Annotated in this window: 13 protein-coding genes and 1 pseudogene; 10 read left to right on the plus strand and 4 right to left on the minus strand. The window is 75.3% G+C overall.

The genetic code is table 11. From position 1 onward, the window contains the following. From VF468_23335 to VF468_23375, 9 genes are all read left to right on the plus strand, one after another. The coding region (locus tag VF468_23335) for a LuxR C-terminal-related transcriptional regulator (GenBank protein HEX5881224.1) at nt 1-1,545 on the plus strand (1,545 nt) is incomplete at its 5' end. Nucleotides 1,546-1,617: 72 nt separating this feature from the next. Continuing rightward, on the plus strand, nt 1,618-2,124 hold the full coding sequence (locus tag VF468_23340; GenBank protein ID HEX5881225.1) for a DUF6653 family protein: 507 nt from the start codon (nt 1,618-1,620) through the stop codon (nt 2,122-2,124). A gap of 31 nt (nt 2,125-2,155) precedes the next feature. Further along, entirely contained in the window at nt 2,156-4,345 is a 2,190-nt protein-coding gene (locus VF468_23345; protein HEX5881226.1) for a phosphatase PAP2 family protein, read from the plus strand. A gap of 9 nt (nt 4,346-4,354) precedes the next feature. Next, on the plus strand, nt 4,355-5,029 hold the full coding sequence (locus VF468_23350) for a maleylpyruvate isomerase N-terminal domain-containing protein (GenBank protein HEX5881227.1): 675 nt from the start codon (nt 4,355-4,357) through the stop codon (nt 5,027-5,029). 10 nt (nt 5,030-5,039) lie between these two features. Continuing rightward, a complete protein-coding gene (locus tag VF468_23355; protein ID HEX5881228.1) occupies nt 5,040-5,903 on the plus strand; it encodes an intradiol ring-cleavage dioxygenase in 864 nt (287 codons plus the stop codon). A 46-nt stretch (nt 5,904-5,949) separates the two neighbouring features. Continuing rightward, on the plus strand, nt 5,950-10,086 hold the full coding sequence (locus VF468_23360; GenBank protein HEX5881229.1) for an AAA family ATPase: 4,137 nt from the start codon (nt 5,950-5,952) through the stop codon (nt 10,084-10,086). After that, nucleotides 10,083-11,225 (plus strand): aromatic acid exporter family protein, encoded by a 1,143-nt coding sequence (locus tag VF468_23365; GenBank protein ID HEX5881230.1) that lies wholly within the window; start codon nt 10,083-10,085, stop codon nt 11,223-11,225. Before VF468_23360 ends, VF468_23365 begins: the two co-directional genes overlap by 4 nt. A 56-nt stretch (nt 11,226-11,281) precedes the next feature. Next, entirely contained in the window at nt 11,282-12,265 is a 984-nt protein-coding gene (locus VF468_23370) for a magnesium transporter CorA family protein (GenBank protein HEX5881231.1), read from the plus strand. Nucleotides 12,266-12,406: 141 nt separating this feature from the next. Beyond that, on the plus strand, nt 12,407-12,844 hold the full coding sequence (locus tag VF468_23375; protein HEX5881232.1) for a PPOX class F420-dependent oxidoreductase: 438 nt from the start codon (nt 12,407-12,409) through the stop codon (nt 12,842-12,844). On the opposite strand, the gene VF468_23380 is transcribed toward VF468_23375, so the two are convergent. Genes VF468_23380 through VF468_23395 form a run of 4 tightly spaced genes read right to left on the minus strand, consistent with a single transcriptional unit; the run spans nt 12,828 to nt 16,307 of the window. Next, nucleotides 12,828-13,463: an LUD domain-containing protein gene (locus VF468_23380; protein HEX5881233.1), complete on the minus strand. Its 636-nt coding sequence runs from the start codon at nt 13,461-13,463 to the stop codon at nt 12,828-12,830. The two genes, VF468_23375 and VF468_23380, sit on opposite strands and share 17 nt — an antisense overlap. Further along, nucleotides 13,460-14,956, minus strand: coding sequence for a LutB/LldF family L-lactate oxidation iron-sulfur protein (locus tag VF468_23385; GenBank protein ID HEX5881234.1), 1,497 nt, complete (start codon nt 14,954-14,956; stop codon nt 13,460-13,462). The genes VF468_23380 and VF468_23385 overlap by 4 nt, the downstream gene beginning before the upstream one ends. Beyond that, complete coding sequence (locus VF468_23390) at nt 14,953-15,708, minus strand: (Fe-S)-binding protein (protein ID HEX5881235.1); 756 nt, start codon at nt 15,706-15,708, stop codon at nt 14,953-14,955. Before VF468_23390 ends, VF468_23385 begins: the two co-directional genes overlap by 4 nt. Nucleotides 15,709-15,767: 59 nt before the next feature. Further along, complete coding sequence (locus VF468_23395) at nt 15,768-16,307, minus strand: GNAT family N-acetyltransferase (GenBank protein ID HEX5881236.1); 540 nt, start codon at nt 16,305-16,307, stop codon at nt 15,768-15,770. A 187-nt stretch (nt 16,308-16,494) separates the two neighbouring features. Here VF468_23395 and VF468_23400 point away from each other — a divergent pair. Then, a pseudogene (locus VF468_23400) lies at nt 16,495-16,665 on the plus strand (type II toxin-antitoxin system RelE/ParE family toxin). The last annotated feature ends 125 nt before the right edge of the window (nt 16,666-16,790 follow it).

A 16,790-nucleotide genomic window follows, 5' to 3' on the forward strand; every position in this document is an offset into this window, starting at 1 on the left:
GGCGACGACAACGAGCGGGGCCGCCGGCTGGCCGCGGCCGCGAACGCGGCCTGGCTGGCCGGCCTGGGCGACCGGGCCACCGCCCTGCTCGAGCGGGCCGGACCGCTGGCCACGGACCTAAAGAGCCGGGCAGGCGTCGCCCACCTGCGCGGGTCGATCGAGGCCAGCCGGGGCGTCGCCCTGGAGGCCGCGGCCATGCTGGTCGCCGGGTCGGAGCTGGCCGCGCCCGTCGACCCCAGCCAGGCCCTGCAGATGCTGGTGGAGGCGAGCGAGATCTCCAGCTACGCCGGTGACGTGACCCCGACCGCCGAGCTCGGCCGGCGGGCCGCCGCCCTGCCCGTGACCGACAAGGTGGGCGAGTTCCTCAGCGACCTGCTCCAGGGCATGGGCCGGGTCGCCGAGGGCGACGGGCCGGGCGGGGCGCCGCTGCTGCGCCGGGCCATGGCCCTGGCCGGCACCATGGAGCACCCGCGGCTGCTGATGTGGGCCGGGGTGGCCGCGTTCTTCGTCGGCGAGAGCGCGACCGGCAGCGGCCTGTACGCCCGGGCGGTGGCCCGGACCAGGCAGGACGGCGCCGTCGGGCTGCTCCCGCAGGCGCTGGAGTTCCTGGCTCCGGTCGAGCTCACCGGCGGCCGGCTGGACGCCGCCGCCGCCAGCGCCGGCGAGGGGCTGCGCCTGGCCCGCGAGACCGGCAACGACACCAGCGCCTGCCGCCACCTGACCACCCTGGCCCACGTGGCCGCCCTGCGGGGCGACGAGGACGCCTGCCGCGGCCACGCCGCCGAGGCCCTCGACCGGGCCGCCGCCCGCGGCCTGGGGCTGCCCGCCACCCTGGCCGGCTACGCTCTGGCCCTGCTCGACCTGGGGCTGGGCCAGCCGGCCGAGGCCCTGGCCCGGCTGCAGCGGCTGCTGGCCGCCGCCCCGGGCGCGGGCAGCCCCTTCTTCGCCGTCTACACCGTCCCCGACCTGGTCGAGGCGGCCGTCCGGGCCGGCCGGCCGGACGCGGCCGCCGCTCCCCTGGCCGCCTTCGAGCAGCTCGCCACCCTGGCCGGCACCTCGGAGGTCCAGGCCCAGCTCGCCCGCTGCCGCGGCCTGCTGGGCCCCGACGAGGCGGCCCCGGCCCACTTCGAGGCGGCGCTGGCGCTGCACGACGGTTACGGCCATCCGTTCGACCAGGCCCGGACCGAGCTGGCCTACGGGGAGACGCTTCGCCGGGACCGGCGGCGGGGCGAGGCCCGCACCCACCTCCGCGGCGCCCTCGAGACCTTCCAGCGGATGGGGGCGGCCCCCTGGGCCGAGCGGGCCACCGCCGAGCTGCGGGCCACCGGCGAGACCGCCCGCCGGCGCGACCCCAGCACGCTGCGCCAGCTCACTCCCCAGGAGCTGCAGATCGTCCGCCTGGTGGGGGAGGGCGGGACCAACCGCGAGATCGGCGCCCAGCTGTTCCTCAGCCGCCGCACCATCGACTACCACCTGCGCAACGTCTTCGTGAAGCTCGGGGTCTCCTCCCGGGCCGAGCTGATCCGGCTCCAGCTCGACCGGTGACCCTACCGATACGACGGGGCCGGGCGGCGGCGGATGCTGGGGGCGAGGCACGCCCCACGCAGGAGGTCCCCGATGAGCGTCTCGGTCGCCAAGCTGTTCGGCCTCGAGGGCGACGGCTGGATGCGCCACGCCAACCCGGTGAGCGTCTGGACCCGGTTCGCCGTCCTGCCGCTGCTGGCCCTGGCCATCTGGAGCCGGGAGTGGATCGGCTGGTGGTCGCTGGCCGCGGTCGCCCTGGCCCTGGTGTTCATGATGGTCAACCCGCTGCTGTTCCCCCCGGCCCGCTCGACCCGCAACTGGGCCTCCAAGGGCGTGCTCGGCGAGCGCATCTGGAGCGACCGGGGCAAGGTCGAGCTCCCGCCCCAGTTCCGGGGCTCGGGGGTGACGTATGCGACCTACGCCTTCCAGCTGGCCGGCCTGGCCATCATGGTGTACGGGCTGGTCGAGCTGGACCTGCTGGCCGTGGTCGCGGGGCTGCTCGTCACCCAGGCGGCCAAGGCCTGGTTCATCGACCGCATGGTGCTGCTGTTCGACGACATGAAGGCCCGCGTCCCCGAGTACGCCGCCTGGGACTACTGAGCGGGCACCGAAGGTTTGCCATACTCCGTTCATGGACAGCAGCCCAGACCACGCCATCGGGACCGCCCGTGACGCGGCCCCGCCGGGCAGCCGGCGGGCCCGGCGCCGGCGGCGGCCGACCGGGGAGCCGCCGCCGCTTCCGCGCCACCTGGAGGTCACCGGCTTCGGCTGGATGATCGTGGCCGTCGGGCTGATCACCCTCACGTTGCTGCTGTTCACCGCCGGCCGCTACGGCCGCGGCATCTCCCTCACGGTGATCGACAACCGGGTGGTGGAGGCGCTGGCCAACCTGCGCACCCCCGGGCTGACCAGCCTCATGCGAGGACTGAGCGGGCTGCTCGGGTCCCTGTGGACGATCAAGGCGCTGGCCTGGTCGACCATGATCGTGCTGATCGTCTACAAGCGCTTCCGCCACCTGATCGTCGGGCTGATCTCCTTCCAGGTGGTGGGCCTGGTCCTGGTCGGGCTGTCGGCGGCGGTGCGGCGGCCGCGGCCGTTCGGGGTGGAGATCGAGGGGGCCTGGGCCGGCTGGGCGATGCCGTCGCGGCCGGTCGCCTTCCTCTCCGCCATCCTGGTCACGATGCTGTACAGCCTGGTCCCCAAGGGCCGCTGGCGGCAGGCGGGCAAGTGGGCCGCCACCGGGCTGGTCACCCTGCTCGCCCTGGCCCGCATGTACCTGGGGGTCGACACCCCCAGCGACGTGCTCGTCGGGGCGGCCATCGGCGTCACCATCCCGCTGCTCGCCTACCGCTGGTTCACCCCCAACGAGGTCTTCCCGGTCAGCTACCGGCGGGGCCGCACCGCCCACCTGGACGTCGGCGGGGAGCGCGGCCAGGCCATCCGGCGGGCCCTGGCCGACCAGCTGGGCCTGGAGATCGAGGACGTCAAGCCGTTCGGCCTGTCCGGCTCGGCCGGCTCGACCCCGCTGCGGATCACCGTCGCGGGCGACCCTCCGACGGTCCTGTTCGGCAAGCTGTACGCCCGCAGCCACCTGCGCTCGGACCGCTGGTACAAGCTCGGCCGGGAGCTGCTGTACGGGCGCCTGGAGGACGAGAAGCCGTTCCACACCGTCCGCCGGCTCGTTCAACAGGAGGACTACGCCCTGCACAAGCTCCACCAGGTCGGCCTGCCGACGCCCCGCCCCTACGGGTTCGTCGAGCTCACCCCCGACCGCGAGTACCTGCTGGTGTTTGAGTTCTTCGACGGGGCGGTGGAGCTGGGCGAGGCCGAGATCGACGCGGGTGTGATCGACGACGGCCTGGGCATCATCCGCAAGCTGTGGGACGCCGGGCTGGCCCACCGCGACATCAAGCCGGCCAACCTGCTGGTCCGCGACGGCCGCATGCACCTGATCGACCTGGCCTTCATGGAGGCCCGGCCCAGCCCCTGGCGCCAGGCCGTCGACCTGGCCAACATGATGCTGTGCCTGGCCCTGCGCTCGAGCCCGGAGCTGGTCTACCAGCGGGCCCAGCGGCAGTTCTCGGTCGAGGAGATCACCGAGGCGTTCGCCGCCACCCGGGGCCTGGCCATGCCCTCCCAGCTGCGCCACCTGCTGCGGGCCCAGGGCCGCGACCTCCACGCCGAGTTCCTCGACCTGCTGCCCGAGCGGCCCGCCCCCATCTCCAACCAGCGCTTCAGCCTGCGACGCTTCGGGCTCGCCCTGCTGGTCCTGCTGGTCCTGCTGATCGTCGTGCCCCTGTTCGTCTCCTGGGCGGTGCAGACCGACCGGGCCAACACCTCGCTCTACACCAGCGACATCCGCTGCTCCGACCAGGAGGCGCTGTGGCTGATGGCCCAGGCGGTGCCGACGGCCGCCGCCGTCCCCTGCGTCCAGCTCGACCCGGCCGGCTGGTCCCTCAACGACGTCAAGGCGGGCGCGGGGTTCGCCAGCATCGTCTTCGACATCGTCCAGCCGTTCCAGGAGGCGGCGGTCACCGTCGACCTGCTGCCCTCCTGCGACCTGGCCGGGGCGACCGAGATCAGCTCCGAGCAGCCGGCGGCCAGGCGGTACATCCGGATCGACCGCTCGGCCAGCCCCACGCGGGTCACCCGCGTCTACACCTTCGAGGGCGGCTGCATCAGCGAGCGGTTCGTCTCCGACCTCTCCCCCGAGCGCCTCGCCAGCGATGCATCCTCGACCTTCGGCTTCGTCACCCGCTCCCAGCTCGCCCGCGACCTCAGCCGGCGCTCCGCCGGCCGCCTGCAGCTGGACCCGCCATAGGAGGCGCCCATGGGCTCGTACGAGGACACCGTCCGCACCCTCGAGGTGGAGCTCGGCCAGGTCGAGCAGGCCTTCCGGGGCCTCGGCGACGCCGAGTGGGCCACCCCGACCAAGCTCCGGCCGCTCGACGAGACCAAGCCCCACTGGACGCTGTTCGAGCTGGCCGGGCACTTCGACATCTCGATCGGGCTGACCGTGATGCTGGTGGCCGAGCCCCAGGACGGGCAGGTGGGCCGCGACCGGGTGAGCTTCTTCATCTTCCCCCGCTCGGAGGTCGCGCCGGTCGTCTACGACTACGCCTACACCATGGTCGAGGGGAAGACCCCGGCGCAGATGCCCGACGTCCTGGCCGCCACCTTCGCCAAGACGATCGAGGGGGCGCGGTCGCTGCCCCCGGACACGGTCGGCCCCGGCTACTACGCCCTCATGCGGCTGGACGAGTTCGTGGCCAGCCGGGTGGTGGAGGCGGTGGTGCACGGCCTCGACCTCACCGACGCCCTCGGGCGCGAGCCCATGGCGACCCCCGAGGGGGTCGCGGTGACCGCGGCCATCCTGGACGAGCTGCTGGCCCGCAAGACCGTGGCCGGGCGGCCGCCGGACCTGGGCGACGACCTGGCCTGGGTGCGGGCGGCCTCGGGCCGGGGGCCGGAGCACCCCGATCCGAGGCTGCCGCTGATCGGCTGAGGCGGCGGCCATGGACTTCACCGAGGACACGGCCACCGGGGCGGTGGAGGCGAGCTTCGCCGGCACGCCCGACCCGCGGCTCCGGGAGCTCCTCGGCAGCCTGGTCCGGCACCTGCACGGGTTCGTGCGCGAGGTCGAGCCGACCTTCGAGGAGTGGGAGCGGGCGATCGGGTTCCTGACCGCCACCGGGCAGCGCTGCGACGACACGCGCCAGGAGTTCATCCTGCTGTCGGACGTGCTCGGCGTGACCATGCTGGTCGACGCCATCAACCACCGCAAGGCGTCGGAGGCGACCGAGTCGACCGTGCTGGGGCCGTTCCACATGGTCTCCTCGCCCCCGCGGGAGCTGGGCGACAGCATCGACCTGGTCGCCACCGGCCAGCCCTGCGTGGTCACCGGCCGGGTCGTCTCCCTGGACGGCGCCCCGCTGGCCGGCGCCCAGGTCGACGTCTGGCAGGCCGACGACCACGGCTTCTACGACGTGCAGCAGCCGGGAACCCAGCCGCCGGGCAACGGCCGGGGCCTGTTCACCTGCGACGGCGACGGCCGCTTCTGGTTCCGGACGGTCACCCCCAGCGCCTACCCGATCCCCACCGACGGCCCCGTCGGCCGCCTCCTGACCGCGACCGGCCGCCACCCCTTCCGCCCCGCCCACATCCACTTCATCGTCGCCGCCGGCGGCCACGTCCCGGTCACCACCCACGTGTTCGTCGCCGGCAGCCCGTACCTGGACTCCGACGCCGTGTTCGCCGTCAAGCAGAGCCTGGTCAGGGACTTCACCGAGGTCGACGACCCCGCCGAGGCGGCCCGCTACGGGGTCGACCCGCCCTTCCGCCACGCCCACTTCGAGGTCGTGCTCCAGCCGGCCGGGTAACCGCCGGCCCGGCCGCTCCCATATCCTTGGAGCCGGGTGGCCGGCCGTGGGTCGCCGGCTGGAGGGGGAGCTGATCGCCGTGGCCCATGACGCTGAGGCGCTGGCCAGCTTCCTGCCAGGTCGGCTGGTGCGGAGGCTGGTGGAGGCGCCGGAGGAGGCGGGGCTGCCGCACGCCGACCGGATGGTGGCGGCGCTGCTGCTGGCCGACATCTCCGGGTTCACGGCCATCACCGAGCGGCTGGCCGAGCGGGGGCCGGGCGGGGCCGAGGAGCTGCGGGGGCTGCTCGACGGGGTCTTCCAGCCGCTGCTGGAGCTGGTCGCCGGGACCGGCGGGGACGTGCTCAAGTTCGCCGGGGACGCGCTGCTGGCCTGCTGGCCGGCGCCGGCCGGCGACCTGGGGGAGCGGGGCCTGGCCGGGGCGACGGCGACGGCCGCCGGGTGCGCCGAGGCGATGCAGGCGGCGCTGGGCCGCTTCGCCGAGGCCCAGCGGCTGCCCCTGGCCCTGCGGATCGGGGTCGGGGCCGGCGAGGTGGTGGTGCTGGACGTCGGCGGGGTCCGCGACCGGCGCGAGCTGCTGGTCGCTGGGACGGCGGTGCCGCAGACGACCGGGGCGGCCGCGCAGGCCCGGCCCGGGCAGGTGGTCCTCTCCCGGGAGGCCCTCGAGCTGGTGGAGCGAGCCGCCGGCCAGGCGCCGCCACCGGCCCCCCTGGTGGTCCCGGCGGCCGGCGCGGCCCTGGTCGCCCCCTACCTGCCAAGGGCGATGCTGGCCTCGATGGTCGCCGGGCACGAGGAGTGGCTGGCCGAGCTGCGCCAGCTCACCGTCCTGTTCGCCAACCTGCCCGACCTGGACCACCGGGCCGGCCTGGACGAGGCCCAGGAGGTGATGCTGGCCCTCCAGGGCGCCCTCTACCGCTACGAGGGCAGCATCAACAAGCTCAGCATCGACGAGAAGGGCACCAGCCTGGTGGCGGCCCTGGGGCTGCCGCCCCTGACCCACGAGGACGACCCGGCCCGGGGCGTCCAGGCCGCCCTGGCCATCCGCGAGGCCCTGGCCCGCCTGGGGCGCCGGGCCGCGGTCGGGGTCACCACCGGCCAGGCCTTCTGCGGGACCGTCGGCAGCCGCTGGCGGCGCGAGTACACCATGCTGGGCGCTCCGGTGAACCTGGCCGCCCGGCTGATGCAGGAGGCCGGCGACGGCGTGCTCTGCGACGCCGCCACCGCCGAGGCGGCCCGCGCCGCCCTGGCCTTCGAGGCGCTACCGCCCGTGCGGGTCAAGGGCCGCGCCGGCACGGTGCCGGTGTACCGGCCCGGGCGGCCGCAGGGCGGGCGGCGCGGCCGGGGGCCGGCGCCGGTGGCCAGGGTCCCGCTGGTCGGTCGGGAGGCCGAACGGGAGCGGCTGGCCGGCGCGCTGGGCCGGCTGACGGCGGCGGCCGGCGACGGCCGCCCGGCGCGGGTCCAGGTGCTGGTCGTGGAGGGCGAGGCCGGGGCCGGCAAGTCGCGCCTGGTGGCCGAGCTGGTCGACCAGGCCACGGCGGCCGGGGTGCCCGTGCTGGCCGGCGCCGGCGACGCGGTCGAGCGCAACACCCCCTGGCACCCCTGGCGGGAGCTGTTCGGCCGCCTGCCCGCCTTCGACGGCGCCGACCGGGCAGCCCGCCTGCGCCTGGTGCTGGAGCTGCTCGGCCCCGACCCCGAGGTCCGCGACCTGGCCCCGCTGCTCAACCCGGTGCTGGCCCTTGAGCTGCCCGAGACCGCGGCCAGCGCCGAGCTGAGCGGGCAGGGCCGTGCCGACCGCGCCCGGGACCTGCTGGTGCGGCTGCTGCGGACGCTGACCGCCGGCACCCCGACCGTGCTGGTCATCGAGGACGCCCACTGGCTCGACTCGGCCTCGACCGGACTGGTGCTGGCCCTCAGCCGGGAGCGGATGCCGCTGCTGCTGGTCGTGGCCACCCGCTCCCAGGGCGAGGGCGGGACACTGGCCGACGAGCTCACCTGGGGCGCCTACCGGCGGCTGCTGCGGGCGCCCGAGGTCGAGCGGCTGGTGCTGGACCGGCTGCCCGCGTACGCGGTCCGGGCCCTGGTCCGCCAGCGCCTGGGCGTCGCCACCGTCCCCGAGGCCCTGACTCGTCTCATCGACAGCAAGGCCGAGGGCAACCCGCTGTTCACCGAGGAGCTGACCATCGCGCTCCGCGACGCCGGCCTGGTCCGGGTGGCCGGCGGCGCCGTCGAGCTGGCCTCCGAGGTCCCCGACGTGCTCGCTCGGCGCATGCCCCAGACCGTCCACGGGGCGATCACCAGCCGGATCGACCGGCTCACCCCCACCCAGCAGCTCACCGTCAAGGTGGCCAGCGTCATCGGGCGGGTCTTCGCCGTGGTCATCCTGCGCGACGTCCACCCGCTGCGCGACGCCGTCGCCCGCACCCTCATGGCCGACCTGTCCGAGATCGAGCGGGCCAACCTGACCGTGCTCGAGTCCCCCGAGCCCGACCTCCAGTACCTGTTCAAGCACGTGATCACCCAGGAGGCGGCCTACAACCTGATGCTGCTGTCGCAGCGGCGGCGGCTGCACCAGGCGGTGGCCGAGTGGTACGAGCGGTCGGGCGGCGGCGACCTGGCCGTGCTCGCCCACCACTGGCGCCTGGCCGAGGTGCCCCACAAGGCGACCCACTACCTGGAGCGGGCCGGCGCCGAGGCCCTCCGGGAGGGCGCCTACGCCGAGGCCGTCCGGTTCTTCACCGCCCTGCTGGAGCTCGACGCCCCGGCCGGCCCGCCAGACGCCGGGCGCCGCCACGGGACCCCGGACGCCCCGGTGATCCGGCGGGCCCGCTGGGAGCACCAGCTCGGCGACGCCTACCTGGGCCTCGGCCAGCTCGCCCCCGAGCAGGAGCACCTGCACGCCGCCCTGGCCCTGCTCGGCCGCCGGACCCCGGCCAGCGGCCGCCGGCTCCCCGGCAAGCTGGCCTGGCAGGCCGGCCAGCAGGTCCGCAACCGGGTCTGGCCCCGCCCGCTGGTCGCCAGCTCCCCGGAGGCCAGGGCCGCCCTCGAGGAGGCGGCCGAGGTCTACGAGCGCCTGTTCCTGGTCGATTACCACGCCAGCCGGCGGGTCCAGGCGCTGCACCAGGCGGTCAAGGGCCTGAACCTGGCCGAGGAGGCCGGGTCGCGCTCGGCCGAGGCCCGGATGGCCGCCGCCTGCTCGGTCGCGGCCGGCCTGCTGGCCCGCCACCGGCTGGCCGAGGCCTACCTGCGCCGCGCCTTCGCCGCCGTGGACGAGGCCGGAGACCCCTCGGCGCGGTCCTGGGTGCTCCAGGCGGCCGCGCTGTACGGGATCGGGGTCGGCCGCTGGGCGGAGGTGCGCGAGCACCTGGAGGAGGCGGACGCGATCCTGCGCCGGCTCGGCGACCCGCGGCGGCTGGCCGAGATCACCGGCCTGCGGATCTGGGAGCGGTACTTCCAGGGCGAGCTGCCGGCGGTGCGGCCGGTCCTGGCGGCGATGGACCGGCTCGGCCGGCAGAGCGGCGACGCCCAGGTGCGGTCCTGGGCGGTGGCCGGCCACGCCGTCGTCGGGCTGCGCACCGGCGACCTGGAGGAGGCCGCGGCCGCCCTGCGGCGGCGGACCACGCCCGCGCCCGAGGCCCTCCACGCCCTCCTGCTCGGGGACCGGGCCAGGGCCGTCGAGGCCCTGCGGCGGGCCCTCGAGCAGGCCGCCCGGCCCGTGGTCAAGTGCTACTGGTTCGACCTGTACGCCATGACGGCCGAGGTGGCGACGGCCCTGTGGCTGGACCGGCGCGGCGACGGCGGCGACGGCGACGCCGGGCCCTGGCGGGCCATGGCCACCGAGGCCGTCGGCCACCTCGGCCGCTACGCACGCGTGTTCCCGATCGGCGAGCCGCGCCACCGGCTCTACCGGGGCCTGCTCGCCTGGACGGCCGGGCGGCCGGCGGCGGCCAGGCGCGACTGGCGGGCCGCCCTGGCCGCCGCCGAGCGGCTCGGCATGCGCTACGACCAGGCCCTGGCCCTGGACACCCTTGGCCGGCACGGCGAGCCCGGGCAGCGCACGGCCTTCCGGGAGCGCGGCCTGGCGCTGTTCGAGCGGCTGGCCGTCCAGGACCTGACCTCGCCGGAGGCGCTGGCCGCCCGGCTGGCCGCCGGGGGGCCCGGGGGATCCGGGGGGCGCGGCGGGGCGTGAAGCGGCTGCGCCAGACGATCCGCACCCTCCGGGCCAGGTACCGCGGGCGCGGCGACCCGCCGGGCTGGCGGACGGTCAAGACGACCCTGGCCGCGGTGCTGGCCTACCTGCTGGCCGTGGCCCTGCTCGGTGACGAGGTCCCGCCCCTGCTCGCCCCGCTGACGGCCCTGCTGGTGGCCCAGCTCACCATCTTCGAGACGGTCAAGAGCGGGATCGAGCGGGTCGGCAGCGTGGTCGCCGGCGTGCTGGTGGCCGTGGCGCTGTCCAACTTCGTCGGGCTGACCTGGTGGAGCCTCGGCATCGTCATCTTCGCCGCGCTGGTCATCGGGACGATCCTGCGGCTGGGCGACCACGCCCTGGAGGTCCCGATCAGCGCCATGCTGGTGCTGGCCGTCACCGGCCAGGCGGGCACGGCCGCCCTCGGCCGGGTGGTGGAGACGCTGATCGGCGCCGTCACCGGCGTGGCCGTCAGCCTCATGCTCCGGCCCCCGGTGTACGTCCAGCCGGCCGGCGACGCCATCGGCGAGCTGGCCGCGGAGATGGCCGAGGTGCTGAGGTCGATGGGGGAGGAGCTGACCGAGGGCTGGTCGGGCGGGCAGGCCCGCACCTGGGAGGAGCGGGCCCGCGAGCTGGACCGGCCGCTTCGGGCGGCCCGGATCGCCCTGGCCCGGGGCGAGGAGAGCCTGCGGCTGAACCCACGCCAGCGCCGGGTCCGCGAGGGTGCCTCCAGCCTGCGGGCCGCCCTGGCCACCCTGGAGCACTCGGCCGTCCAGGTCAGGGGGATCACCCTGGACCTGGCCGACCTGGCCGAGGCCGTCGAGGCCAGCGGCCAGGCCGAGCCGGAGCTGCTGGTCGCCCTTGGGCGGCTGCTGGTCGAGCTGGGCGGGGGCGTGGCCGCCTTCGGCCAGCTGGTCGCCCCCGAGGTCGCCGGGCCGCCGCGCGAGGCCGTCCCCCTCCACATCGCCCTGGAGATCGCCCGCACCCACCGCGACGTCCTGGCCGAGCTGATGCTGGTCGACGCCCGCACCGACCTGGAGCTGTGGCACATCCAGGGCAGCCTGCTGGCCAACGTCGACCGGCTGCTGCGCGAGATCGACCTGGAGCGGGGCCCGGACGCGCGCCGTGTGCGCCGCCGCTGACGGCGACAATACGGAGGCGGCCGCCGGCCTGGAGCGGCCAGGAGAGGAGCGCCTGGATGGACGTCCACCTGATCACCGACGGCCGGGTCGAGCGGCGCAGCCCCGAGGACCTGCCGGAGCTGCTGGAGCGCCGGGCCGGGCTGCTGTGGGTCGACATCCCGCGGGTCGACGCCGAGGCGACCCGGGTGCTGGCCGAGGTGTTCCGGTTCCATCCCCTGGCCGTCCAGGACTGCGAGAACCGCAACCACGTGCCCAAGGTGCATGTCTACCCCGACCACGTGTTCACGGCCCTGCACTCGCCCGAGCTGGGCAAGGGCGGCCACGTCCACCACCTGGAGCTCGACCAGTTCGTCGGGTCCGGCTACCTGGTCACGGTGCACGGGCCGCTCGACCCCGAGGTCCTCGCGGGACTCGAGTTCCGCGAGACCGGCGCCGTCCTCAAGCGGATCGAGGCCGGGCGCTTCCGTCCCACGAGGTCGTTCGAGCTGTCGCACGCGATCGTCTCGGCCATGACCCGCCACCAGGAGGAGTTCCTGGGGATCCTCGCCCTCGAGGTGGGGCTGCTGGAGCAGCGGGTGATCGACGAGGAGAAGGAGGACCCGGAGCTGTTCCTGGAGGAGCTGTTCCGGGCCCGCCACGGGCTGATCGCGATCCGGACCATGGCCGCCCTCAGCCGCGAGATCTACGGGCGCCTGGCCACCCTGACCCGGTTCGTCCCCGCCGACGCCCAGCCGCTGGTGGCCGACACCGCCGACCAGTTCGCGCGGATCACGGCCATGGCCGACGGGGAGGCCGAGTTCCTCCAGGCGGTGATCGAGTTCCACCAGGCGATGACCAACACCAAGATGACCATCGCGGCCGAGCGGCTGGCCGTGATCGCCGCCGTCACCCTGCCGGTCACCGCCATCTCGTCGGTCTACGGGATGAACATCATCGCCAACGACGCCACCGACTTCTGGCACCTGGCCGTGGTGCTGCTGGTGATGGCCACCATCTCGGGGGTCCTGCTGCGGTGGGCCAAGCACCAGGGGTGGTGGTAGGTCCCGCCATTCTCCCCTGCGTCCGGCTCGATCGACGTCGCCATGGCGGCGGGGGATCCTTGGCGGCGGCTTGGGCCTTCGTGGGAGGTTCCTGGGAGCATAATCTGCTTCGACGTCGACACCGCCTGACCGGGGGTGCCCATGGCCGCCAGCGACAGCACCGCGGGATTCGGCCCGCTCGAGGGCTCCAAGACCGCCCTGCTGACCACCTACCGGGACGGCGGGGAGGCGGTGGGCACGCCGCTCAGCATCGCCCTGGCCGGGGGCAAGGTCTACTTCGTCGCCGCCGGCGACAGCGGCAAGGCGAAGCGGCTGGCCACCACGTCCAGGGTCACCCTGGCCCCCTGCACCATCAACGGCAAGGTCACCGGCGAGACCGTCCACGGCCGGGCCCGGCGCCTCGACCCGTCCGAGCGCAAGACGGCCTCCAAGGGCCTGCTGAAGCCGACCGGCCCGCTGTTCTGGAGCCTGGTCATGTACCGGCTGTTCGAGGGCAAGAAGATGGAGCTGTTCGAGGTCGTCCCCGACGACGGCCCCGCGCCCTCGGGCGGCCAGGAGCCGGTCACGAGCAGAGGATGACCTCCAGGGTCCGGGGGCCGTGGACGCCCTCGACCCGGTCGAGCTCGATGTCGCTGGTCGCGCTGGGGCCGCTGATCCAGGTCTGGGGGCGGGCCGGGTCGAGCCGGGCCAGCGCCTCGGGGACGCCGGCCACCACCTGGGCGGCGGTCACCACCACCAGGTGGTAGTCGGGGACCAGGCTGAGGACGCGGCGGCCCTGGCCGGCACCGCCGTCGAGCACGATCGTGCCCGTCTCGGCGATGGCCACGGCGCAGCCGGTGAGCACGCCGTCGAGGCCGTCGAGCTGGGCCGGGGTGAGGGGCGGGTCGTCGCCGACCAGCTCGAGGCCGGGCTCGAGGCGGCCGAGCCCGGCGGGGAGGATGCCGTCGGGGACCGCGACCCGCCGCGCCCCGCGCTCGGTCAGGGCGGCCACCACCGTGGTCGCGACCATGGCGGTGGTGCTGCGCCTGACCAGGGCCCGGTAGTCGACCAGGCGGTCGACCAGCCGCTCCAGCAGCTCCTCGCCGGCCAGCTCGGACGGGTGGCCGGCGGTCCGGTAGGTCCGGGCCGCCGGGGTCGGCTCGGCCCCGTCGGCCACGGCGGCCCGGACCCGGGCCAGGACCTCGTCCCTCGCGCTCACGACCTACCGCCCTGTCGCTGGCGCTTGGCCCACCAGTCGCGGAAGGGCTGGGTCGGGGGCAGGGGGGCGTCCCTGGTGCCGGTCCAGGCCGACAGGGGCGGCGGCAGGGAGCTGATCCGGCGCCGCCGCCGGCCCAGCAGCCGGCCCGCCCTGGCCGCCCGCAGCGCGCCCGCCCAACGGGCCGGGCTGTCCATGATCCAGGCCGCCGAGGCCATCACCGCCTGCTCGGCCGACGGCACCTTGGACGCCTCGCGCTTGGCCTCCACCACCCGCGAGCGGAGGTGGACCAGCATCTGGGGGATGTCGATGGCCACCGGGCAGACGTCGTAGCAGGCCCCGCAGAGGGTCGAGGCGTACGGCAGCGAGGCGTTGTCGGCGACCCCGGTCAGCTGGGGCGAGAGCACGGCCCCGATCGGGCCCGGGTAGACCGACCCGTAGGCGTGGCCGCCCGTGCGTTCGTACACCGGGCAGACGTTCAGGCAGGCCGAGCAGCGGATGCAGCGCAGGGCGGCCCGGCCCTGCGGGTCGGCCAGGGTGGCGGTGCGCCCGTTGTCCAGCAGCACCAGGTGGAACTCCCGCGGCCCGTCGCCGGGGTGGACCCCGGTCCACATGCTGGTGTAGGGGTTCATCCGCTCGCCGGTGGAGGAGCGGGGCAGGAGCTGGAGGAACACCTCCAGGTCGCGCCAGGTCGGGACCAGCTTCTCGATCCCCATGACGGTGATCAGCACCCGGGGCAGGGTCAGGCACATGCGGCCGTTGCCCTCGGACTCGACCACGGCCAGGGTGCCGGTCTCGGCCACGGCGAAGTTGGCTCCCGACACGGCCACCTCGGCCTCCAGGAACTTGCGGCGCAGGTGCAGGCGGGCCGCCTCGGCCAGAGCCCGCGGCTCGTCGGTGAGGTCGGCCGGGGCGGGCAGGCCGACCGCGGCCATCTCGCGCAGGAAGATCTCGCGGATCTCGGCCCGGTTGCGGTGGATCGCCGGGACCAGGATGTGGCTCGGGCTGTCGTGGCCGAGCTGGACGATCAGCTCGGCCAGGTCGGTCTCCCAGGCGGCGACGCCGGCGGCGGCCAGGGCCTCGTTGAGCCCGATCTCCTGGGTGGCCATCGACTTGACCTTGACCACCTCGCTGGCCCCGGCCGCCCGGACCAGGTCGGTCACGACCGCGTTGGCCTCGATGGCGTCCCGCGCCCAGTGGACGGTGCCGCCCCGGGCCGTGACCTGCTCCTCGAGCTGGACCAGATAGCCGTCGAGGCCGGCCAGGACCTGGTCCTTGATGGCCGCCCCGGCGGCCCGGAGCTCGGCCCAGTCGGGCAGCTCCTCCACCACCTGGGCCCGCTTGGCCCTGATCGTCCCCGTGGCCTTGGCCAGGTTGCGCCGCAGCTGGGCGTCGCCCAGCGCCGCCCGGGCCGCCTCCGGGAACGGCCGCCGCCCCCGCAGGTGCCCCACCCCCGCCGGGGCCGTCGGCATGCCGAGGAAGACGGGATCGCTCATCGCGGCGGCACCTCCGGCTGCCCGGTCCGGGTCGAGGCCAGGATCTCGGCCAGGTGGACGGTGCGCACCCCGGCCCGCAGCCGCGACAGCCCGCCGCCGATGTGCAGCAGGCAGGAGCTGTCCGAGGCCGAGCAGACCTCGGCCCGGGTCGAGAGCACGTGGTGCATCTTGTCGGCCAGCATGGCCGCCGAGGTGTCGGCGTTCTTGACCGCGAACGTACCCCCGAAGCCGCAGCACGACTCGGCCTGGGGCAGCTCGACCAGGTCGATGCCGTCGACCTCGCGCAGCAGCCGCAGCGGCCGGTCCCCGACCCGCAGCACCCGCAGGCTGTGGCAGGTCGGGTGGTAGGTCACCCGGTGCGGGTAGTAGGCGCCGACGTCGGTGACCCCGAGCACGTCGACCAGGAACTCCGACAGCTCGTAGGTCCGCGACGCCGCCTCCCGGGCGGCCGCGGCCAGCCCGGGGTCGCCGGCCTCTTCCGCCACCCAGGCGTGCTGGTGGCGGACCGACCCGGCGCAGGACCCGCTGGGCGCCACCACCGCCTCGTAGCCCTCGAAGGCGGCCACGTGCCGGCGCACCAGGGGCGCCGCCTCCCGCAGGTAGCCGGTGTTGATGTGCATCTGGCCGCAGCAGGTCTGGGAGAGCGGCACCTCGACCTGGCAGCCGAGCCGTTCCAGCAGCCCCACCGTGGCCCTGCCGACGTCGGGGAACAGCCCATCGACCAGGCAGGTCACGAACAAGGCGACGCGCACGCTCGGCCCTCCAGGCTGCTCCTCGTCCGTCCGGTTCCTCGCGACCGCACACCTGGACGCTACCAGACGTCCCCGGCCCGCCAGTCGCAGACGATCGAGCCGGTCAGGTCGAGCGTCCCGGTGGCCGGGGTGCGCAGCACCAGCACCCCGCCGTCGTCCCCCTCGGTCCGCTCCGGCCCCTCCGGCCCCGCCACGAAGGTCGGCCCCTGCCAGGTCTCCCACCCCAGCCGCTGGTAGAACCCGGGGATCCCGGTGCCGTCGGCCAGCGCCCCCAGCTCGTAGCCCTCGGTGACGACCCGCCCCACCTCCGCCATCACCAGCGTGCCCAGCCCCCGCCCCCGCCGGTCCCCCCGGGTCGCCACCCCCTCCACGTACCCGGTCGACAGCGCCCGCCCCCCGGCCACCATGGTCCGTCCCACCACCGCCCCGTGGGCCACCACCCCGTCGTCCTCGACGGCCAGCACGTGCACGCCCCCGAGCATGTGCTCCCAGTCGTGCTCGTCGAACCGCCCCCCGAACGCCTCGAACACCAGCCGCCGCAGCGCCGCCAGCTCCTCGGCGCCCAGCTCCGCCGTGGTCGCCCTCCGCAGCCGGGTCATCCCCGGGAGGATGCCAGGTTTGGGAGTCGCTCGAGCAGACGCTCGCCATCCTCAGTGATCCCGAGCTGATGGCGGCGGTCCGCGAGGCCGACGCCGACGTGGCCGCCGGGGCACCACCGGCTGTCGAAGCAGGAGGCGCTGGCCGAGATCGAGCGGTGACCGGCGGCTCCGGGGAACCGTTCGAGATCCACTGGCCGCCAACCCGGGCCGCGTGGGACGGCCATTGCGGTTCGAGCTCGAAGGCCTGCACAGCGCCCACCGGAGCGATTACCGGGTCGTGTACCGGATCGACGACCGGCGCCGGAGGGTCGAGGTCCTGGTGATCGACCACCGGGCCGACGTCTACCGGCGCGGCTGACGGTCGGATGGCCGGGCGGCCCGGCGTTCCAGCGTGAGGGCGGCGGCCAGGACCAGGACCAGGGTGGTCAGCTGGGCGAGGGCGGAGAGGGCGAGGCCGACGGGGACGGTGGCCAGGGCGAGGGC

Source organism: Actinomycetota bacterium, assembly GCA_036280995.1.
GTDB lineage: Bacteria > Actinomycetota > CALGFH01 > CALGFH01 > CALGFH01 > CALGFH01.